Annotated in this window: 15 protein-coding genes and 2 pseudogenes; 10 read left to right on the top strand and 7 right to left on the bottom strand. The window is 62.3% G+C overall.

Translation table 11 applies throughout. From position 1 onward, the window contains the following. Positions 1–112 precede the first annotated feature (112 nt). Positions 113–2,209, top strand: coding sequence for a bifunctional diguanylate cyclase/phosphodiesterase (locus FHW75_RS06620; RefSeq protein ID WP_183673365.1), 2,097 nt, complete (start codon positions 113–115; stop codon positions 2,207–2,209). 97 nt (positions 2,210–2,306) lie between these two features. On the opposite strand, the gene FHW75_RS06615 is transcribed toward FHW75_RS06620, so the two are convergent. Continuing rightward, positions 2,307–3,131 carry an aldo/keto reductase gene (locus tag FHW75_RS06615; RefSeq protein WP_183673363.1) on the bottom strand — a complete coding sequence of 275 codons (825 nt, stop codon included), beginning with the start codon at positions 3,129–3,131 and terminating at the stop codon, positions 2,307–2,309. Between the two features lie 247 nt (positions 3,132–3,378). Here FHW75_RS06615 and FHW75_RS06610 point away from each other — a divergent pair, with 247 nt between their 5' ends. Continuing rightward, entirely contained in the window at positions 3,379–4,257 is an 879-nt protein-coding gene (locus FHW75_RS06610) for a DMT family transporter (RefSeq protein WP_016715684.1), read from the top strand. 42 nt (positions 4,258–4,299) lie between these two features. Here FHW75_RS06610 and FHW75_RS06605 read toward each other — a convergent pair whose 3' ends face one another. Further along, entirely contained in the window at positions 4,300–5,202 is a 903-nt protein-coding gene (locus tag FHW75_RS06605; RefSeq protein ID WP_019097866.1) for a LysR family transcriptional regulator, read from the bottom strand. A 349-nt stretch (positions 5,203–5,551) separates the two neighbouring features. Here FHW75_RS06605 and katG point away from each other — a divergent pair, with 349 nt between their 5' ends. The 3 genes from katG to FHW75_RS06590 all read left to right on the top strand — a co-directional run bounded on the left by katG (position 5,552) and on the right by FHW75_RS06590 (position 10,625). Continuing rightward, a complete protein-coding gene (gene katG, locus FHW75_RS06600) occupies positions 5,552–7,807 on the top strand; it encodes a catalase/peroxidase HPI (RefSeq protein WP_183673361.1) in 2,256 nt (751 codons plus the stop codon). 154 nt (positions 7,808–7,961) lie between these two features. Beyond that, the gene (locus FHW75_RS06595; protein WP_019097865.1) at positions 7,962–9,173 is read left to right on the top strand and encodes a M24 family metallopeptidase; all 1,212 of its coding nucleotides are present in this window, start codon (positions 7,962–7,964) and stop codon (positions 9,171–9,173) included. 117 nt (positions 9,174–9,290) lie between these two features. After that, a complete protein-coding gene (locus FHW75_RS06590) occupies positions 9,291–10,625 on the top strand; it encodes an MFS transporter (RefSeq protein ID WP_019097864.1) in 1,335 nt (444 codons plus the stop codon). Between the two features lie 69 nt (positions 10,626–10,694). Here the strand turns inward: FHW75_RS06590 and FHW75_RS06585 are convergent, their stop codons facing one another. Continuing rightward, entirely contained in the window at positions 10,695–11,702 is a 1,008-nt protein-coding gene (locus FHW75_RS06585; RefSeq protein ID WP_025754503.1) for a GlxA family transcriptional regulator, read from the bottom strand. A 181-nt stretch (positions 11,703–11,883) separates the two neighbouring features. Here FHW75_RS06585 and pssA point away from each other — a divergent pair, with 181 nt between their 5' ends. Both pssA and FHW75_RS06575 read left to right on the top strand, forming a co-directional pair. Further along, positions 11,884–13,212 (top strand): CDP-diacylglycerol--serine O-phosphatidyltransferase, encoded by a 1,329-nt coding sequence (gene pssA / locus FHW75_RS06580; protein WP_025754502.1) that lies wholly within the window; start codon positions 11,884–11,886, stop codon positions 13,210–13,212. Positions 13,213–13,538: 326 nt separating this feature from the next. Continuing rightward, complete coding sequence (locus tag FHW75_RS06575) at positions 13,539–14,684, top strand: GGDEF domain-containing protein (RefSeq protein WP_025754501.1); 1,146 nt, start codon at positions 13,539–13,541, stop codon at positions 14,682–14,684. Between the two features lie 39 nt (positions 14,685–14,723). On the opposite strand, the gene ppnN is transcribed toward FHW75_RS06575, so the two are convergent. Both ppnN and FHW75_RS06565 read right to left on the bottom strand, forming a co-directional pair. Continuing rightward, positions 14,724–16,097, bottom strand: a complete 1,374-nt coding sequence (gene ppnN, locus FHW75_RS06570) for a nucleotide 5'-monophosphate nucleosidase PpnN (protein ID WP_019097861.1) — start codon at positions 16,095–16,097, stop codon at positions 14,724–14,726. Positions 16,098–16,245: 148 nt separating this feature from the next. Beyond that, the gene (locus FHW75_RS06565; RefSeq protein ID WP_183673358.1) at positions 16,246–17,307 is read right to left on the bottom strand and encodes a YeiH family protein; all 1,062 of its coding nucleotides are present in this window, start codon (positions 17,305–17,307) and stop codon (positions 16,246–16,248) included. 111 nt (positions 17,308–17,418) lie between these two features. On the opposite strand from FHW75_RS06565, the gene FHW75_RS06560 reads away from it, so the two are divergent. Then, a complete protein-coding gene (locus FHW75_RS06560) occupies positions 17,419–18,324 on the top strand; it encodes a LysR family transcriptional regulator (protein WP_019097859.1) in 906 nt (301 codons plus the stop codon). Here FHW75_RS06560 and FHW75_RS26985 read toward each other — a convergent pair. Next, positions 18,293–18,562, bottom strand: a pseudogene (locus FHW75_RS26985) (aldo/keto reductase); the annotation flags it as partial. The gene FHW75_RS06560 and the pseudogene FHW75_RS26985 overlap by 32 nt on opposite strands. An 80-nt stretch (positions 18,563–18,642) precedes the next feature. Between FHW75_RS26985 and FHW75_RS26745 the strand changes: the two are divergent. Further along, positions 18,643–18,921, top strand: a pseudogene (locus FHW75_RS26745) (RHS repeat-associated core domain-containing protein); the annotation flags it as partial. A 51-nt stretch (positions 18,922–18,972) separates the two neighbouring features. Beyond that, positions 18,973–19,515 (top strand): hypothetical protein, encoded by a 543-nt coding sequence (locus tag FHW75_RS26740; protein ID WP_232062875.1) that lies wholly within the window; start codon positions 18,973–18,975, stop codon positions 19,513–19,515. A 70-nt stretch (positions 19,516–19,585) separates the two neighbouring features. Here FHW75_RS26740 and FHW75_RS06545 read toward each other — a convergent pair whose 3' ends face one another. Further along, complete coding sequence (locus FHW75_RS06545; RefSeq protein ID WP_080587360.1) at positions 19,586–19,930, bottom strand: DMT family transporter; 345 nt, start codon at positions 19,928–19,930, stop codon at positions 19,586–19,588. Positions 19,931–19,977: the final 47 nt, after the last annotated feature.

Below are 19,977 nucleotides of genomic sequence, written 5' to 3'. Positions count from 1 at the left end.
AGCCGCTTCACAAAATCGTCATGAGCGGCATAATGCCATCAACGCATACCAAGACCCGGCCACAGTGTGCCGGGGTCCCTTCTCATGCCCCTCGAGGGTTCAGGTAAAGTTCATGTCGCTAGCTGCAAACCCCGACATCATGTACCGGCTGTTGATCCAGAGCGTGGTGGACTATGCCATCTACCTGCTCACCCCCGAGGGTATTGTCGCCAACTGGAACCCAGGTGCCCAACGTGCCAAGGGCTACCATGCCGATGAAATTGTCGGCCAGCATTACTCGTTGTTTTACACCGATGCCGAGCGTGCAGCCGGGCTGCCGGCGCTGAACCTGGAGCAGGCGCGCAGCACCGGGCGCTTTGAAGAAGTGGGTTCGCGCCTGCGTAAGGATGGCACTGCCTTTCACGCCCATGTGGTCATCGAAGCGGTGCATGACGATGCCGGGCAACTGGTGGGGTTCGCCAAGGTCACCCGCGACATTTGCGAGCGCCACCACCAGGAGCAGGAGCTGCTGAAGGCCAAGGAACTGGCCGAGCAGTACAGCCAGGAAATGACCAAGCTGTCTCAGTTCCTGGATTCGGTGATTGCCAACATTCCTGCCAGCGTCATCGTCCAGGACCTGGAAAGCCAGCGCATCCTGTTGGCCAACCAGCAGGCCGAGCGCCTGTTCGGCGGGCCGGGGCGCAGCATGATCGGTCAGTTGCCCGGTGACTGCCTTGCCCCCGCAGCGGCCGGCTACCTTGAGCAGCAACTGGCGCGTGGTGCCCGCAGTACCAAGGGCCATGCCGCCGAAACCCGCGTCGACACGGCCCGCGGCCCGCGCACCCTTCGCAGCCGCACCTTGCTCAGCCAGAACCGCGAGGGCCAGGCTGACTACGTGCTCTTCGTCGCCGAGGACGCCACTGAAGAGTTGGCCGCCCATGCGCAGATCCACCACATGGCGCACCATGATGCGCTCACCGGGTTGCCCAACCGAACGCTGTTCAACGAACGCCTGCGACAGGCCCTGGTGCGCGGCAGCGAAAACGCCAAGCTGACCGCTGCCTTGTGCCTGGACCTGGACAATTTCAAGAACATCAACGACTCGTTGGGCCATGCCTTTGGCGACAAGCTGCTGCGCGAGCTGGGCAAACGCCTGCGCCGCGAGTTGCGCGAGCACGACACTCTGGCGCGTCTGGGTGGTGACGAGTTTGCCGTGGTGCTGACCGGCCTGGATGGCCGAGATGCCGCATGCAACACCGCGCAGCGGTTGATCAACGCCATCTGCCCGCCGTTCCAGATCGAGGGGCACCAGTTCACTGTGGGGGTCAGCATCGGCATTGCCATCGCCCCCGATGACAACGACCAGGCCGAGCAATTGCTCGGTTATGCCGACATGGCGCTGTACGAGGCCAAGCGCAATGGCCGCAACCGCTACGAGTGTTTCGACGTCGAGCTGGACGTCGCGGCCCGCCAGCGCCGCCTGGTGGAAACCGACCTGCGTACCGCGCTGCATCTGGGCCAGCTGCAGCTGCACTACCAGCCGGTGGTCGACCAGCAGACCAGCAGCGTTACCGGTTACGAGGCGTTGCTGCGCTGGGAGCACCCGACCCGTGGCATGGTCATGCCCATGGACTTCATCCCCATCGCTGAAGAAACCGGGCTGATCCACGAACTGGGCACGCGTGCACTGAACCTGGCTTGCCAGGAGGCGGCCAGCTGGGACAGCGAGCAGACCGTGTCGGTCAACCTGTCGGCCGTGCAGTTCAAAAATGGCAACCTTGTCCATATTGTCGCCCTGGCGCTGGCCGACTCAGGCCTGCCGCCGCAGCGGCTGGAGCTGGAAATTACCGAATCGGTACTGCTGGGCAACAGCGAAGAAAACGTGCGCACCTTGCGTGCGCTGAAAGACCTGGGTGTGTCCATTTCGCTGGACGACTTCGGGACCGGCTACTCATCGTTGGGGTACCTGCGGTCGTTCCCGTTCGACCGGATCAAGATCGACAAGTCGTTCGTGCACGACATGTGCGACAGCCGCGAAGCAATGTCGATCATTCGCGCCATTACCGACCTGTCCAACAGCCTGATGATCAAGACCACGGCCGAGGGGGTGGAGTCGGAAGAGCAGATGCGTCGGTTGGCGGCGGAAGGGTGTTCGCACTTTCAGGGTTACCTGTACGGGCGGCCGGCACCGGCGAGCGAGCGGTTGAAGCAGGTCATTACGCCAGGCTGACGGCTTACGCGGTCTTACTCAAAATCTAAAAACTTGTGCAATCCTTGTGGGAGCGGGCGTGCCCGCTCCCACAAGGCCTGTGTCGCGCTTATGAATTTCAGCTATTCCAGTCCGGCGCAAACGCCGGGCTCACTACGCGCTGATCCTTCGGCAACCCGGCAATCGCCGCACGGTCTTCGTCATCCAGTTGCACGTCCAGCGCTGCCAGGTTGGCCAGTTGGTTTTCGCGGCTACTGGCCTTGGGGATCGCCGCTACGCCGTCCTGGTCCAGCAGCCATTTCAGTGCCACCTGGCCAGGCAGCACACCATGCTTACGGGCAACTTCCTGCATGACCGGCTGCGCCGCTGCCTGGCCACGGGCCAGTGGGGTGTAGGCGGTGAGCAGCAGGTCATGGCGGCGCGCGTAATCAAGCAGCGGTTGCTGGCCAAGTAGCACATGGTATTCCACCTGGATCGCCGACAACGGTGCGCCCAGGGTTTCCATCACCTGGCGCAGCAGCCCAAGCGGGAAGTTGGCCACGCCGATGTGCCGCGCCTTGCCTTCGTCACGCAGCGCTACCAACGTTTCGATGCTGCGGGCCAGGTCCCAGTCCTGGCCGGGCCAGTGAATGTGGAACAGGTCGACGTGCTCGGTGCCCAGCGCGCGCAGGCTGTCTTCCAGTGACTGACGCATGGCCTTGGGTTCCAGGCGGTCCCACCACACCTTGGTGGTCAGGTGGATCTGCTCGCGCGGCACGTCGCTGTCGCGCAGGGCCTGGCCGACAGCCGCTTCGTTGTCGTAAGCGGTGGCGGTATCGATGTGCCGGTAACCCACGTCCAGCGCCTGGCGCACGGCCTGGGTGCACGCGGTGCCAGTCATCGGCCAGGTGCCCAGGCCGATTGCGGGCAGGGCCAGGCCGTTACGGGTGGTGAGCCTTTGCATGTAAATTCCTTGTAGGGTGTGCAGGGTTCGCCGTCGATGGTCGGCGATCAGCACTGCACGGGCCATGCGCGCGGGGCACAAAGTGGTCGATCAGCGAACAGAATTTGCAGTCGGCCTGGACAAGCGGCAATTGAACTTCCTTATGCTGCGCCATCTCTTCTAGAATCCGAACTGTTGCACCCGCCAGGCCATGCCTGTGCGGCCTTCCCTGGGCGCTGCCTGCTGGCGCGCCGTCATCGAGAGAGCCATGAGTTCCAGCACACCGCTGTCCGGCGTCAACCAACCTCTGCGTGGCATCACCCTCGTCGTGGTGGCGACGTTTCTGTTTGCCAGCCACGATGCCTTGTCCAAGTTTCTTGGCGGCCTGTACCCGATCATCATGGTGGTGTGGGCACGCTATTTAGTGCATACGCTGCTGATGGCCGGCATCTTTCTGCCCAAGTCGGGTATGAACGTGCTGCGCACCCGTCGGCCGCTGTTGCAGACGCTGCGTGCCTTGAGCCTGCTCAGCACCAGCCTGTTGTTTACCGCTGGCCTGCAATACCTGCCGCTGGCCGAGGCCACGGCAGTCAACTTTCTTGCCCCGGTGCTGGTCACCGCGCTGTCGGCGCCGCTGCTCAAAGAGCGGGTGACGGTGGGGCAGTGGGTGGCGGTGGTGTTGGGCTTTATCGGCGTGCTGGTGGTAGTACACCCGGGGGGAGCAATGTTCACCCCTGCCATTCTGTACCCCTTCGGTTCGGCGCTGGGGTTCTGCTTCTACCAACTGCTGACGCGCATCCTGGCGGCGCACGACAGCCCGACCACCAGCAACTTCTATGCGGGGCTGTGCAACACCTTGGCGTTGAGTGCGCTGGTGCCGTTTTTCTGGGAAATGCCGCGTTGGGACCATGCGCTGCTGATGCTGGCGTTGGGGGGCTTTGGCATGACGGCGCACCTGCTGCTGACCCAGGCCTTCCGCCATGCGGCGCCAGCGTTGCTGGCACCGTTCAGCTACTGCCAGATCGTGTTTGCCGGGTTGCTCGGGTTCGTGATCTACAGCCAGGTGCCGGATACCTTGAGCCTGGTGGGTATTTCGGTTATTTGCCTCAGTGGGCTGGGGGCGGCGTGGATGCAGCGGCGTAAATGAGGCGCTCGATCTCACAAACGCCAAACTTCTTCAGCCAAGCACCTACCGAGCCATAAACTGCAAAATACGCTCGCGCAACCAGCGCTCGGCGGGGTCGTTGTCCTGGGCACCGCTCCACACCATCGACAGCTCTGCCTCGGTGATATCGAACGGCGCCGGGTCGGCGCGCAAGCTGCCGTCGTCGGCCAGGGCGCAGGCGGCGTAGTCCGGCACCGTGGCGATCATCTCGGTATTGCGTAGCAGGGCGCGCAGGCTGCCGAACTGCGGCACTGCCAGCACCACCTTGCGGCAACGACCGATGCGCGCCAGGTCCAGGTCGATATTGCCGCTCATGTCGCCGGAGAACGACACCATCACATGCGGGCGGGCGCAGTATTCGTCGAGGGTCAGCGGGCCGGGGCGGTCGTCGGCGCGCAGTACCCGCACGCCGATGTTACGCAGCTTGCGGCGTTTGGCGGTGGCCGGCAGGTCGGTGGTGTAGCTCACACCGACCGAAATTTCACCGCTGGCCAGCAAGCCGGGCATCAGCAGGAAGTTGGCACGCCGTACCACCACGCTGATATCCGGGGCCTCTTCGCGAAGGGCCTGCAGAAGCGCTGGGAACAGGCCGAACTCGGCATCGTCCGACAGGCCCAGGCGGAACACGTTGCAACTGCTGGCCGGGTCGAACTCGCGGGCTCGGCTGATGGCGGCGGAAATCACGTCCATGGCCGGGCCCAGCTCGGCGAAGATCTGCATGGCCCTGGGCGTGGGCTCCATGGCCCGGCCGCTACGGATCAGCAGCGGGTCGTCAAACAGCTCGCGCAGGCGGGCGAGGGCGGCGCTGACGGTGGACTGGGTGATGAACAGCTTTTCACCCACGCGGGTCAGGTTGCGTTCGATCATCAGGGCTTCGAACAGCACCAGCAGGTTCATGTCGACGCGGCGCAGGTCGTTGCGGTTCATTGGGCTCGGGTTCCGGGGGTAGAGGGCTTGGCGGTGTATTGAAGCATGTGGGCGGCCTGCTTGCCTTGTATGGATGTGCCTGCCAACGCCTGACAGAGCCAGCCTATCACCCCCTAACAGCCACTCTATTAGAAGTCTGCCCAAGCTCGGCTAGTCTTTCCCCTGGCCCCGCGAATTCCGCGAGCGGGCGGTGTGTCAGCACCTGCGTGCAAGACCGCACCGGCCCGCCGTGACAGCTTCGCAAGCCCCGTGTAGACCTGATGAGGGGTAGCACGAGCCCACACGCTCGGCTGAAAGAACACCTGGCATAGACCGGAAATCTGGATAACCGACCCAAAGGTACCCGCAGATGTCGAACGAATCGAAATGCCCGTTCCATCAAACCGCAGGTGGCGGCACCACCAACCGTGACTGGTGGCCTGACCAGCTCAACCTGAGGATTCTTCACCAACATTCGTCCAAGTCCAGCCCTGACCCGGACTTCGATTACGCCAAGGCGTTCAAGAGCCTGGACTTCCAGGCCCTGAAAAAAGACCTGACCGCCTTGATGACCGATTCGCAGGACTGGTGGCCCGCCGACTTCGGCCACTACGGACCGCTGTTCATCCGCATGGCCTGGCACAGCGCCGGTACCTACCGCATTGGTGATGGCCGGGGTGGCGCCGGCTCGGGTCAGCAGCGTTTCGCCCCGCTCAACAGCTGGCCGGACAACGTCAGCCTGGACAAGGCCCGGCGCCTGCTGTGGCCGATCAAGCAAAAGTACGGCAACAAGATTTCCTGGGCCGACCTGATCGTGCTTACCGGCAACGTCGCCCTCGAATCCATGGGCTTCAAGACGTTCGGGTTCTCGGGCGGGCGTGCCGATGTGTGGGAGCCCGATGAAGACGTGTACTGGGGTTCGGAAAAGGTCTGGTTGGGGGGCGATACCCGCTACGGCAAGGACCAGGTCAAGGCGCAGCCGCCAGGCCAGGGTGACCTGGTGGCCGAACCGGCCAAACATGGCGAAGAGCAAAACCGCGACCTGTCGGCCGAGCGCAACCTGGAAAACCCACTGGCCGCCGTGCAGATGGGCCTGATCTACGTGAACCCGGAAGGGCCGGAAGGTAACCCCGACCCGGTGGCTTCGGGCAAGGATATCCGCGAGACCTTCGGCCGCATGGCCATGAACGACGAAGAAACCGTGGCACTGATTGCAGGTGGCCACGCCTTCGGCAAGACCCACGGTGCCGGCCCTGCCGACAACGTCGGCCCGGAGCCGGAAGCTGCAGGCCTGGAGCAGCAGGGGTTGGGTTGGGCCAACAAGTTCGGAAGCGGCAAGGGTGGCGATACCATCACCAGCGGCCTGGAAGTGACCTGGACCTCGACCCCCACCCGATGGAGCAACGAGTACCTCAACAACCTGTTCAACTTCGACTGGGAACTGACCAAGAGCCCGGCCGGTGCCCACCAGTGGCGGCCGAAGGAGGGCAAGGGGGCAGGCACCGTGCCGGATGCCCATGACCCGGCCAAGCGCCACGCGCCTTCCATGCTCACCTCCGACCTGGCGCTGCGCTTCGACCCGATCTACGAACCGATCGCTCGCCGCTTCAAGGACAACCCTGAGCAGTTGGCGGATGCTTTCGCCCGCGCCTGGTACAAGCTGATCCACCGCGACATGGGCCCGCTTGCGCGTTACCTGGGCCCGGAAATGCCCAATGAAGAGCTGCTGTGGCAGGACCCGTTGCCCAAAGCTGAGGCATCCACTCTCAGTGAACAAGACATCGCGGCCCTCAAGGCCAAGGTTTTAGCTTCGGGCTTGAGCGTGGGCGAGCTGGTTTCCACCGCCTGGGCATCGGCCTCGACCTTCCGTGGCTCCGACAAGCGCGGTGGTGCCAATGGCGCCCGCTTGCGCCTGGCGCCGCAGAAGGACTGGGCTGCAAACCAGGGTGTAGACAAGGTGCTGGCGGCGCTGGAGAAGATTCAGGCCGACTTCAACAATGGCGGTAAAAAGGTCTCGATGGCCGACCTGATCGTGCTGGCGGGTACGGCCGCCGTTGAAAAGGCCGCCAAGGATGCCGGCTACAGTGGCAGCGTTGGGTTCCGCCCGGGCCGTGTCGATGCGTCCCAGGCGCAGACCGATGTCGAATCGTTTGCCGTGCTGGAACCGTTGGCCGATGGTTTCCGCAATTTCACCAAGGCTCGCTATAGCGTCAAGGCCGAGAAGCTGTTGCTGGACAAGGCCCAGTTGCTGACCCTGACCGCGCCGGAGCTGACCGTGCTGATCGGTGGCCTGCGCGTGTTGGGCGCCAACCATGGCGGCAGCAAGCAGGGCGTGTTCACCGACAAGCCCGGCACCTTGAGCAATGACTTCTTCCGCAACCTGTTGGACATGGGCGTGGAATGGAAGGCGACTTCGGCAGACAACGAAAGCTTCGAAGGCCGCGATCGCAAGACCGGGCAGGTGAAGTGGACCGGTAGCCGGGTTGACCTGGTGTTTGGTTCGCATGCCCAGTTGCGGGCGCTGAGTGAGGTGTATGGCAGCAGTGATGGGGGTGACAAGTTCGTCCGGGACTTTGTGGCCGCGTGGCAGAAGGTCATGGAGCTGGATCGCTTTGACCTGAAGTAGCAGTGTTTCCGGGGGCGCATCGCGCCCCCTTTGCAGTGGCCATCCCGCCAATTCCAGGTCGGATAGATACAAAAGCGTCCTCGTCGGTTCTGTTGCAATGCGTCTCAGGCGGCAAGCCTGAACAGCGTGCTTACAACGACAAGGAACCCCGACCATGCAAATGCCCAAGACCCTGAAAATCCGCAATGGCGACAAGGTGCAGCCAACCTTCTCGGCCCAGGAATATGCGGCCCGCCATGCCCGGCTGCGGGCCTACATGGACGAGCAGGACATCGAAGCGGCGATCTTCACGTCGTACCACAACGTCAACTACTACAGCGATTTTCTCTACTGCTCGTTCGGCCGCCCCTATGCGCTGGTGATCACCCAGGACAAGGTGGTCTCGATCAGTGCCAACATCGACGGCGGGCAACCCTGGCGGCGCACGGTGGGCACTGACAACATCGTCTACACCGACTGGCAGCGCGACAACTTCTTCGTCGCCATCCAGCAGGCCCTGCCGCTGGCCTCGCGCATTGGCGTGGAGCATGACCACCTCAACCTGCAGAACCACGGCAAGCTCGCCGCCTGCTACCCCAAGGCCGAGCTGGTAGACATCGGTGCACCCTGCATGCGCATGCGCATGATCAAGTCGGCCGAGGAGCAGGCGCTGATTCGCCATGGCGCGCAGGTGGCCGATATCGGCGGTGCGGCGGTGGTAGAGGCGCTGCGCGATCAAGTGCCTGAATATGAAGTGGCATTGCATGCCACCCAGGCGATGGTCCGGGAAATTGCCAAGCGCTTCCCCGATGCCGAGCTGATGGACACCTGGACCTGGTTCCAGTCCGGGCTCAACACCGACGGTGCGCACAACCCGGTAACCAGCCGCCGCGTGGGCAAGGGTGAAATCCTCAGCCTCAACTGCTTCCCGATGATCGCTGGCTACTACACCGCGCTGGAGCGCACACTGTTCCTCGACCATTGCCCGGACGAGCACCTGCGCCTGTGGCAGGCCAACGTCGAGGTACACGAGGCCGGGTTGAAGCTGGTACGTCCGGGCATGCGCTGCAGCGATATCGCCCGTGAACTGAACGAGATTTTCCTGCGCCACGACCTGCTGCAATACCGCACCTTCGGTTATGGCCACTCGTTCGGCACCTTGAGTCACTACTACGGCCGCGAAGCCGGGCTGGAGCTGCGCGAAGACATCGACACGGTGCTGGAGCCGGGCATGGTGGTGTCGATCGAACCGATGATCATGCTGCCTGAAGGGCGACTGGGGGCGGGCGGGTATCGCGAGCATGACATCCTGATCGTCACTGACCACGGCGCTGAGAACATCACCCGATTCCCGTATGGGCCGGAGCACAACATCATTCGCAAGTAAGCATCGGTGGTGCCTCGTCGCGGCTTCAGCCGCGATTAGGCCAGCCCAGACAACAAAAAAATCACTGTATGACCACCAGACCCTGCCTCCAATTAAAAGAACCAGAGGGTATCCGTCATGTCCAGCACCACACTTGACCCATCCACCGTCGACGGCCCCGCGCTCAGTGCCGAACGCCAGGCCCTGCGCAAGGCCGCCCGGGCCAGTTTCATGGGCAACTTCGTCGAGTGGTTCGACTACGCCGCCTACGGCTACCTCGCCACCATCATCGCCGCCACCTTCTTCCCGCAAACCGATAAGACCACCGGCTTGCTGGCCACCTTTGCAGTGTTTGCCCTGTCGTTCCTGGTGCGGCCACTGGGCGGCATTGTCTGGGGCCATTTCGGCGACCGCCATGGCCGGCGCAACGCACTGTCGTGGTCGATCCTGATCATGTCGGTATCCACCTTTTGCATTGGCCTGTTGCCCGGTTATGCGCAAATCGGCCTGTGGGCACCCTGCCTGCTGTTGCTGATCCGCCTGGTGCAGGGCTTTTCGGCTTCGGGCGAGTACGCCGGTGCCGCCGCGTTTTTGGCTGAATACGCACCGCCTGGACGGCGCGGCTTGTACACCAGCATCGTGCCGGCCAGCACCGCAGCGGGGTTGCTGTTTGGTGCGGCATTCGTGGCGGTACTGCACGAGCTGCTCAGCAGCGAAGCCCTGCATGAATGGGGCTGGCGGCTGCCGTTCCTGCTGGCGGCGCCGTTTGGCCTGGTAGGGCGTTATATCCGCATGAGTCTGCAGGACACCCCCAAATTTCTGGAGATGGAGCAGCGCCTGGAAAACAAAGCCTGCATGGCGCAGGCGCCAATACGCGAACTGATGAGCCAGCACCGCCGCAGCCTGGCCATCGGCATTGGCGTTACCTGCCTGAACGCCGTGGCGTTCTACCTGCTGCTTAGCTACATGCCGACCTACCTGTCCACTGAAATGGGCATGAGCGAGCGGGATTCGTTCATTGCCTCGACGGTGTCGCTGGCCACCTATATCGGCTTGATCTTCCTGATGGGGCGTTTGTCCGACCAGTTTGGCCGCAAGACCATGCTGGTGGTGGCGTCGCTGTTGTTCCTGGGGTTGACCGTGCCGTTGTTCCGCCTGCTCGATGGGCAGCCGCTGGTGGTGATCCTGGCGATCCAGATTTGCTTCGGGGCGGTACTGGCGATGAACGACGGGACCTTGCCGTGCCTGCTGGCGGAGATTTTCCCGACCCGGGTGCGTTTCAGTGGCTTTGCCCTGAGCTTCAATCTGGCCAACGCGCTGTTTGGCGGGACTGCGCCGTTCATTGCCACCTGGCTGATCCAGGTGACCGGCAGCAAGCTGGCGCCGGCGGGGTATTTGCTGGCGGCGGCACTGGTCGCGCTGGTGGCCATGCTGATGTGTCGGGAAACGGCGCACTCGGCTCTTGAAGATTAGTTGACCTGTACCGGCCTCTTTGCGGGTAAACCCGCGAAGAGGCCGGTAAAAGCGATACAAAAACTTGAATTAATGCAGCGAAGCCTGCCGCCGCTCCCCCAGCGGCGACAACCCGAAGAATCGGCTATAGCTCTTGGAAAAATGCGCCGGCGAACTGAACCCGCAAGCCAACGCCACCTCCCGCACCTGCACATCACTGCGCAGCAGCAACTCCCGCGCCCTCGACAGCCGTAACTCCAGGTAATACTGGCTGGGCGTACGCTGCAGGTACTTGTGAAACAGCCGCTCCAACTGGCGCACGGTCACTTCATTGAGGCTGGCCAGCTCTTCCAGCCCCAGCGGTTCTTCCAGATTGGCTTCCATGATCGCCACCACCTGGCTCAGCTTGGGTTGGGCGCTGCCCAACAGGGTGCGCAGCGGCACCCGCTGGCGCTCGCGCTCGCCCCGCATGCGGTCGCACAGCAACAGCTCGGCCGCCTTGGCCGCGATGTCCTGGCCGCCAGCCTCGCGGGCTACCAGTTGCAGCATCATGTCCATGGCTGCCACACCGCCCGAGCAGGTGTAGCGGTCGCGGTCCAGTTCGAACAGCTGGCTGGAGATCACGATGCCGGGGAAGTGTGCCTGCAATGTCGGCAAGTCTTCCCAGTGGATGGTGCAGCGGTAGCCCTTTAGCAGTTCGGCCTTGGCCAGCAGGTAACTGCCGGTACAGATACCGCCCAACGGCATGTGTTGGCGGGCCAGCTGGCGCAACCAGTCGATCAACGGACGGTTACCTCGACTACGGTCGATGGGGTTGGCACCCACCACCAGTAGGGTATCCAGTGCGGGCGCGTTGGCGATGCTGTAGTCGGGTAAGACGCGCATGCCGTTGCTGGCCGTCACTGGCGCATCGTCTGCTGCGATGAGCACACTGCGAAACAGTGGCTTGCGCGCGGCCAGGTTGGCCATGCGCAAGGTTTCTACCGCCGAGGCCAGGCCGATGGTGGTGAAATTGGGCAAAATCAGAAAGCCGAAGGTCTTCGCGGAACAACTCTTTACAATAGATGGCGATGGGGTTGAAGAAGCGGGGTGGACCATTGCGCTGTTCCTGTGCAAGCTGAGGCATAGTTCGTCAGGGGCAGTGAGAAAATACAGCCTCGCGTGGTTCTTGTTTTTATAGGTCGTTGCCGGGTCGATCTTACACCCCCGGCGCAGCGACCAGGAATGGCCCCGCCGGCTGGCAGGGCCGACAGTGATTGCACAGAGAAGGTGATCGTTCGTGAACCCCGAATCCATGCTGGCGGCATTGCCAGGCTACGCCATGTCGCCCGAGTCGATCCAGGTGCTGCCCGATGCCAAGGCCTACCGCGCCTGCCTGTTCGAGCGCATCCGCGCTGCAACCCGGCGCATCGTCATCGTTGCGTTGTACTTGCAGGAAGACGAGGCCGGCCAGGAAGTGCTGGATGCCTTGTACCAGGCCAAGGCCGAGCGGCCGGGCCTGGAAATCACTATCGTGGTCGACTGGTTCCGTGCCCGCCGTGGCCTGCTCGGGGCCGGTCGCCAGCCGGGTAACGCCGCCTGGTACCAGGCCCAGCGCCAGTTGCGCGGGCTGGATATCGTCATTCACGGGGTGCCAGTGCAGACCCGTGAGTTGTTCGGTGTGTTGCACCTGAAGGGCAGCATCATCGACGACTGTGTGATCTACACCGGCGCCAGCCTGAACAACGTGTACCTGCACCGCTTCGACCGTTATCGCCTGGACCGCTATCACCTGTTCCAGTCACCGGCGCTGGCCGACGCCATGGTCGGCCTGGTAGCGCGCCTGCTGCACCACACCGCCACACCACGCCTCGACTTGCCCGCACCACCCGCCACCCGTAGCCTGCGCGGCGACATTCGGCGCTTGCGTGCGCGGTTGCGGCGCATGGCGTACGAGGCACCGGCCGCCGTGCCTGGGGAGGGGTTGCGGGTGGTGCCACTGTTGGGCGTGGGCCGTGGCAACCCGTTGAACCGGGCGCTGTGCGCCCTGCTAGCGGCGGCGCGCACGCACATCATCATCAGCACGCCGTATTTCAACCCGCCACGGGTGGTGATGCGCGAGCTCGACCATGCGCTGGAGCGGGGCGTGCACGTTGAGCTGATCGTGGGTGACCGCACGGCCAACGACTTCTACATCGCCCCCGGTGAGCCGTTCAGTGCCAGTGGCGCTTTGCCTTATCTGTATGAAGACAACCTGCGAGGCTTCGCCCGGCGCCGCCACGCGGCCATTACCCGTGGCCAGCTGGAAGTGCGGATCTGGAACGATCCCGGGCATACCTTCCACGCCAAGGGCGTGTGGGTCGACCAGCGCTATTCGCTGCTGACCGGCAACAACCTGAACCCGCGGGGGTTCAACCTGGACCTTGAGAACGGCCTGCTCATCGATGACCCGCTGGGGCAGTGGCTGGCGCCACGAGAGGCGGAGCTGGCCGAGTTGCGCCGGTTTGCGCCGAAAATCGGCTCGGCCGAGGCGTTGGGGGTCAAGGCCGAGCACCCCAAGGAAGTGCGCAAGTTCCTGCGGCGGTTGCGTTATAGCCGGTTGGAGCCGTTGATCAAGCGGGTGCTCTGAGCCCTTGCACTCTTCCAAAAGCCGTGCCCGCGCCTACAGGGACCGCGCCGGCTCGGCGACCTTAGCTAAGCCTGTGCTTGTCTGAGTGCTCACGGGCGGGCAACGGGTGCGTTTTCTTGGGTGAATGCATCGCGATTTGAGTGGTGAACACGACCGCTTGATGTCAATATGATATTGCTTGCGCACGACCATGGACAGGGGCTGGGCTATCATTTGCAGGCAACCGTGCAAGGCCCCTCTGAAAAGTCATCACGAGCGCATACAATCGGGCCTTTTCTTCGTTAACCAGATAGGCCAATGCGTATATGGCGCTAGATCCACCCACGATGCTGACCATCTCGGTCGCCCTGGCAGCAGCAGCTGCGTTGTACCTGGCGATTGAGTGGCGCAGCGTCCGCGAAACCTCTTTGCTGTTCTGGAGTGCAGGTTTTGCCACCATTACTGTCGGCTGTGTTCTGGCCTTGCTACGCGGGATCGGCTTGCTGTTCATCGGCATCTGGTTCGCCAATGGCTTGCTGGTGGTTGCGCACTGGTTTTTCCTGATGGGCGTGTTGCGTTTTACCCAAGACCGTTTGTCGCGGGCCTGGTTATTGGTTGTGGTCGTGTGGTTCGCCTTGCTTTTGCTGCCCGTGGGGCCGCAGTGGTCGAAGGTGATGTTGATGGTCAACTCGCTGCTGGTGGCCGCGCTGACGTTGAAGGCCAGCTTCCTGTTGCGGCCGCACGGCAAGTCGCTGAGCGTGGGCGCGGTGCAGCTGCGCTATGTGTTGCTGCTTCACGGGCTGTTCTACGTGGCCAAGGCGGTCATTGCGATCACGCCGGGCACCTTGATTGACCTGGCCACCTTTGGCGGGCTGATCATTCAGATTTCCCTGGTCGAGGGGGCGATGGCGATCATGCTGATTGCCTTGTCGATGACGGGGACCGTGCGTTATCGACGCGAGGAGCGGATTGCCAGGTTGGCCGCGCGCGACCCGTTGACTGCGCTCTACAACCGCCGCGCGCTGGAAGTGCGGGCCGGGCATTTCTTCAAGGAAGTGAGCCCGGCGCAACCCGGGGCCTTGCTGCTGATCGACATCGACAACTTCAAGCTGGTCAACGACCTGCATGGGCATATCGCGGGTGATCGCTTGCTAATTGCCCTGAGCGAACTCATTCGCACAGGACTGCCCGAGCGCTCGCTGGCAGCGCGTTTGGGCGGTGATGAGTTCGTCATCTTGCTGTGCGGGGCGAGCAGCGAGCGGGTCATGGAGTTGGGTGGGCTATTGCGTGAACAGTTCCAGCAGTACGCCAGCAAGACCGTGCCTACACCGCAGGCGGTCACCTTGAGTATCGGTGCCAACCTGTTCGAGCAGCCGCCGGCCAGCCTGGCGGCGTTGATCGAGCAGGGGGATGTGGCGTTGTACCAGTCCAAACGCAGTGGGCGGGACAGTATCCGGTTTGTAGAGCGGCCTATGGCAGACCTTAGCCAATAGGCCATCGGGGCCGCCAAGCGGCCCCGATGTTATGGGCTATCAGGTCACCACCTGGTAGCACGGTACATACGCCGCGCCGCCGGGCAGCTTCATCCGGTGCTGGTCGACGAAGGCCTGCAACAGCCGGCCCAGCGGGTCCAGCACGGCGCTGTCGCCACGGATCTGGTACGGCCCGTGCTCCTCGATCAGGCGGATGCCCTTGTCTTTCACGTTACCCGCAACAATGCCGGAAAACGCCCGGCGCAGGTTGGCTGCCAGTTCATGGGGCGGCAGCTCGCGGCGCAGGTCCAGCTCGGCCATGGCCTGGTGGGTCGGGTCGAACGGGCGCTGGAAGCTCTCCTCGATCTTCAGCAGCCAGTTGAAGTGGAAGGCATCGTTACGCTCGCGGCGGAACTGCTTGACCTCTTTGAGCCCTTCGACCATGTGCCGGGCAACTTCCGCCGGGTCGTCGATGATGATTTCGTACAGCCGGTGCGCTGCTTCACCCAAGGTGGCGCCGACAAAGGCATGCAACTGCTGCAGGTAAGGCTCGGCACTGCGCGGGCCGGTGAGTACCACCGGGAACGGCAGGTCGTGGTTGTCCGGGTGCATGAGGATGCCCAGCAGGTACAGGAACTCCTCGGCCGTGCCGGCACCGCCCGGGAAGATGATGATGCCGTGGCCGACACGTACGAAGGCTTCCAGGCGCTTCTCGATGTCCGGCAGGATCACCAGTTCGTTGACGATAGGGTTGGGCGCTTCGGCGGCGATGATGCCCGGTTCGGTCAGGCCCAGGTAACGGCTGCCGTGCATGCGCTGCTTGGCGTGGGCGATGGTGGCGCCCTTCATCGGCCCCTTCATCACGCCAGGGCCGCAGCCGGTGCACACGTCCAGTTTACGCAGGCCAAGCTCGTGGCCGACCTTCTTGGTGTACTGGTATTCCTCGGTGCTGATCGAGTGGCCGCCCCAGCACACCACCATTTTTGGCTCCACGCCCGGGCGCAGGGTGCGCGCGTTGCGCAGCAGGTGGAAGACGTAGTCGGTGATGCCCTGGGAGCTTTCCAGATCGATGCGCTGGCTGGCCAGTTCGCTTTCGGTGTAGACGATGTCGCGCAGGGCGCTGAACAGCATTTCACGGGTGCTGGCGATCATTTCGCCATCGACGAAGGCGTCGGCCGGGGCATTCAAGAGCTCCAGGCGGACACCGCGGTCCTGTTGGTGGATTCTCACCTCGAAGTCCTTGTAGGCCTCGAGAATGGTCTTGGCATTGTCGACATGGGCGCCGGTGTTGAGGATGGCCAGGGCGCACTGGCGGAACAGGGTGTAAAGGCTACCGGTACCGACTTCACTCAGTTGCTGCACTTCACGTTGTGACAGCGTTTCCAGGCTGCCTTTGGGGCTGACGGATGCATTGATGACATTGCGTTGAGGCATCTAAGTCTTTCCTGTGCGGGTAAAACATCCTTCTTTGACAACACCATACCGAGAAATGTGGGCGGCAACGAGAGGGCTAGTGAAAAAGCTTGAGGCCGGGTTGGCTTCTTCGCGTATTTACCCGCGAAGAAGCCAACCCGGCCTCAAGTCAGCCCAACAGCTTCTGCACGCCGACTGTAATCGCCAAACCACCCCCGACCAGCCACAGGTTGAGAATCGCCCCGGTCGCCAGCGCCTTCGGCCCAGCCTGGCGGATCTGGCTGAAGCGGGTTTCCATCCCCAGTGCCGTCATGGCCATGGTCAGGGCAAAGGTGTCCAGGCTGTTCACCGCATGGGTCACGCTACCAGGCAGCACCTGCAACGAGTTCACCAGTACCAGAGCGAGGAAGCCGAAGGCGAACCAAGGCATGGCGATACGCCCATTGCCCTGCGCTTGGCCGGCTTTGCGCGAACGGCTGATCCACAGGCCTACCACCAACAGTACCGGCACCAGCAACATTACCCGGGTCATCTTGACGATGGTTGCGATATGGGTGGCTTCAGGGCTTACGTTACTGGCGGCGCCAACCACCTGGGCCACTTCATGAATAGTGCCGCCCAGGAACAACCCGGCACCCATCGTGTCGAGGTGCAGCCAGCCGGCGTTGATGGCCAGCGGGTACAGGAACATCGACAAGGTGCCGAACAGCACCACGCTACCGACTGCCATGGCGCTCTTGTGCGGGGCACTGCGCAGTGCCGATTCGAAGGCCAGCACCGCAGCGGCGCCGCAGATGGCGCTACCGGCGGCCGTCAGCAAGGCAGTATCGCGGTCCAGCTTGAACAGTTTCATGCCGCACCACAGGCCGATCAACAGTGTGCTAGATACCACCAGCAGCGACACGATAAGCCCCGACCAGCCGACTTCGGCGATCTCCTGCAGGCTGACGCGCAGGCCAAAGAAGGCCACGGCGATGCGCAACAGGCCGCGCGCAGAAAAGTTGATACCCGCCGCCCAGCTAGCCGGTACGCCGTCACGCAGCGCGTTGCCATACAGCGCACCGGCGACAATACCGACGATCAGCGGGCTGATGCCCAGGTTGGCGATGGCGGGCATGGCGGCCAGCTGAGTGACCGCGAGCGCGAACAACGCCACGAACAGGATGCCATTGAGCCGCCCTCGGGTAGAGAGGGTAGGTGCAAAAGCAGGGTTGGACGGAACCGTGGCCATGTGAGTCCTCCGGAAAGGTATTTCGACAAGGCCTACGTTAATCTGGTTATAAGCTTATAAAAAATCGTAATTTAGGATGGCAAATATCCGAATAGCTGATATTTTTCATTCATGACCCCAGAACAGCTGATAACGTTCGCCACCGTTGCCGAGCATGGCAACATCAGCCATGCGGCCCAGGCCCTGCATCTGTCGCAGCCGGCTGTGTCCGGCCAGCTCAAGCTGTTGCAGGAGGCGTTTGGCGAGCCGCTCTATCAACGTGCCGGCCGTGGTGTACGGTTGACGGCGGCTGGCGAGCAACTGCTGGCCCATGCCGAGCGCCTGCGTGAAACCTTTCGTCAGGCGCAGGCGCTGCGCGAAGCCATGCGCGGGCTGGAGCGCGGGACCTTGCGCATCGGTGCCAGCACCACGCCGGCCAGCTACCTGCTGCCTTACTTGATTGCAGATTTCCACGGGCGCTATCCAGACGTGCTGGTCACCACTTCACATGGCAACACGGCGGAAATTGTTGCCGCCCTGGACAGTGTCGATATCGCCCTGATCGAAGGCCCGCCGGGACAGGAGCTGCCGCTGGGCACGGAAGTGACGGCATGGCGTGAGGACGAGATCGTGGCCATCGTGCCACGGGGTCACCCCTTGGCTGACAGTGATCAGCAGACGCTGGCGTCACTGGGAGCCTGCCCACTGGTGCTGCGCGAAAGCGGCTCGGGTGTGCGGCAAATCGTCGAGCGGGCGTTTGCCCGTGAGGGTGTGGCGATGCGCGTGGCGCTGGAGATTGCCGGGGTGGAAGGGGTGAAGGAGGCGGTACGGGCCGGGATGGGGGTTGGCTTTGTGTCGGCGATGTCCATTCGCCATGAAGATGGGGCGCTGCACCGGCTGCAGGTTACGCCGCAGGCGCTGGTGCGTCGGTTCTCCATTCTGGTGCCGCATGCGGCAACCCCCTCGCGGGCGGCTGCGCGGTTTCTTGAGTTGTGTGTTGGCAGGCAATTTGGCTGGGGCGGCGTGCGGCTACGATAGTTCCGGATACCGCGGGATTACGCAGAACCCAAGCGATCGCTACAGCCGCCGCACCGACCCCGTGCCTGACACCGATATCTGCCATGACTTCTACCAAAGCGAGGTTCTTGCTTAGGCGAGGTTCCTGGAAATCCGCGCTGCGCGTTTTTCGCCAGTCGTCATCGGGCAGTTGTGCAATTCGCTCGCGGCTCATGCTTCCCGTCAATAGGCCAGATTGCAACGTTGAGTAGGCAATGACTGACCTGGTAAAAATATCAGTTTCCAAACCACGAATGTCTATCTAGGGTGAAGGCATCTGAGGCTTGGGATAGTTTTGCCATGGATTGTCTCCTTCGGGGTGTAAGTCTCCAGAGTCGTCCGAACCTTGATCTAGCCTATACGGTTTACGGTTTCTCTGAGCTGTCACAACATTCGTCCATTATCGGATTCGCCGGACAGCGGCGTGACGCAGTGCATGGCTTGTATCCGCTAGGAAATGGTCGGCGTCTGTATAGCCCTTCAATCTGCCGCTTTACCAGCCCTGACTCTATAAGCCCGTTTGGTAGCGGGGGGATAAATGCGTATGCCTATTGCTCAGGTGATCCTGTGAATTATGTTGACCCTTCTGGGTCTTCCAGAAATGCCTCCAGGGGACAAGTGAACCCTCGAATGAGTCTGGATATCAATGTTTTGCAAAAAGAGGGTTTTCCATCAAGCTTGCAGCCACAGCTTTCACATTTCCGGAAAGTGGCGAAGGGAATACATCGGGGGACGATGGAAAAGAGTGTTGTAGCTGCACGGTTATATAAGCACGGGGCTCCGCACTATGGGTACACCCGATGGGATCTAAAATACAATTTTGAAACCGATGGGTTTGCAGCGGATTTCGTGGCTGGCAGCCCCATTTTTCATTTGCCGGTTGGTCACTATGAGACGAAGCTGAATATCTTTGTGTTGGGCGTGGGACCTTTTAAACCCGCACGAGGGCTCGGAAATTATAAGTCTTACGAAGTCAGTAAAAGAGATCTTAGGAGTTTCTCTCTTCCTGCTGCTCAGCACGAGAGACCGCAGCTAGCAGGGTCAGCGTGGCGTGAAGTTGCTAAAGCAATGTGGGATGTGCGTTTCCAAAGGGAGATTGACCGGTTTGATAGGATGCTTGAGCGCTATGGACCACCAGAAGCGCCGCCTTCTCCACCCCCTAGGCGAAGCTAACTCTAGAAGTAAGCCTTCTCGCTTCGTCAAGCAGGCGCGGCATGCGTTGAGCCGCGCCCAGGACAGATATTCAGTGCGCGCAGCGACTGGTGTCCCCTTGCTCCGCAGGTGCTTTGCGCGCGTCAGCTAGAATAGTCGCCAGCACGATCAGCGCAGCACCCGCAGCCATGCGCAGGCTCGGTTGGTCACCAAACAACCACCATGCCCCGATGATCGCGCACACCGGCTCCAGCGCGATGATCATGCCGGCAATGCGGGCTTCCAGGCCTTCCAGGCGCTTGACGAACAGGAACTGCGACAACCCGGTGCAGAACACACCCAACAAGGCCAGGTCGACCCAGTCGCTGCCTGCCAGGCGGGTGCTGCCCAGCAGGTCGAAAGTCGGTACCACCAACACCAGGCCGGCGGTAACCATCTTGCGGGCGATGTGTGCTTGCCTGATCGCGATATCGGCAGTTGCCT

The organism is Pseudomonas sp. OG7 (assembly GCF_014192825.1).
GTDB lineage: Bacteria > Pseudomonadota > Gammaproteobacteria > Pseudomonadales > Pseudomonadaceae > Aquipseudomonas > Aquipseudomonas monteilii.
The sequence above is the reverse complement of the archived record's forward strand: the minus strand, read 5'-3'. Positions and strand labels throughout refer to the sequence as shown.

Bases quoted from the DNA above. Each gene is read 5' to 3' on its own strand.
- FHW75_RS06620 (WP_183673365.1), top strand. From the start codon at position 113: ATGTCGCTAGCTGCAAACCCCGACATCATGTACCGGCTGTTGATCCAG.
- FHW75_RS06615 (WP_183673363.1), bottom strand. From the start codon at position 3,131: ATGCAAAGGCTCACCACCCGTAACGGCCTGGCCCTGCCCGCAATCGGC.
- FHW75_RS06610 (WP_016715684.1), top strand. From the start codon at position 3,379: ATGAGTTCCAGCACACCGCTGTCCGGCGTCAACCAACCTCTGCGTGGC.
- FHW75_RS06605 (WP_019097866.1), bottom strand. From the start codon at position 5,202: ATGAACCGCAACGACCTGCGCCGCGTCGACATGAACCTGCTGGTGCTG.
- katG (WP_183673361.1), top strand. From the start codon at position 5,552: ATGTCGAACGAATCGAAATGCCCGTTCCATCAAACCGCAGGTGGCGGC.
- FHW75_RS06595 (WP_019097865.1), top strand. From the start codon at position 7,962: ATGCAAATGCCCAAGACCCTGAAAATCCGCAATGGCGACAAGGTGCAG.
- FHW75_RS06590 (WP_019097864.1), top strand. From the start codon at position 9,291: ATGTCCAGCACCACACTTGACCCATCCACCGTCGACGGCCCCGCGCTC.
- FHW75_RS06585 (WP_025754503.1), bottom strand. From the start codon at position 11,702: ATGGTCCACCCCGCTTCTTCAACCCCATCGCCATCTATTGTAAAGAGT.
- FHW75_RS06575 (WP_025754501.1), top strand. From the start codon at position 13,539: ATGCTGACCATCTCGGTCGCCCTGGCAGCAGCAGCTGCGTTGTACCTG.
- ppnN (WP_019097861.1), bottom strand. From the start codon at position 16,097: ATGCCTCAACGCAATGTCATCAATGCATCCGTCAGCCCCAAAGGCAGC.
- FHW75_RS06565 (WP_183673358.1), bottom strand. From the start codon at position 17,307: ATGGCCACGGTTCCGTCCAACCCTGCTTTTGCACCTACCCTCTCTACC.
- FHW75_RS06560 (WP_019097859.1), top strand. From the start codon at position 17,419: ATGACCCCAGAACAGCTGATAACGTTCGCCACCGTTGCCGAGCATGGC.
- FHW75_RS26740 (WP_232062875.1), top strand. From the start codon at position 18,973: ATGAGTCTGGATATCAATGTTTTGCAAAAAGAGGGTTTTCCATCAAGC.
- FHW75_RS06545 (WP_080587360.1), bottom strand. From the start codon at position 19,930: ATGGTTACCGCCGGCCTGGTGTTGGTGGTACCGACTTTCGACCTGCTG.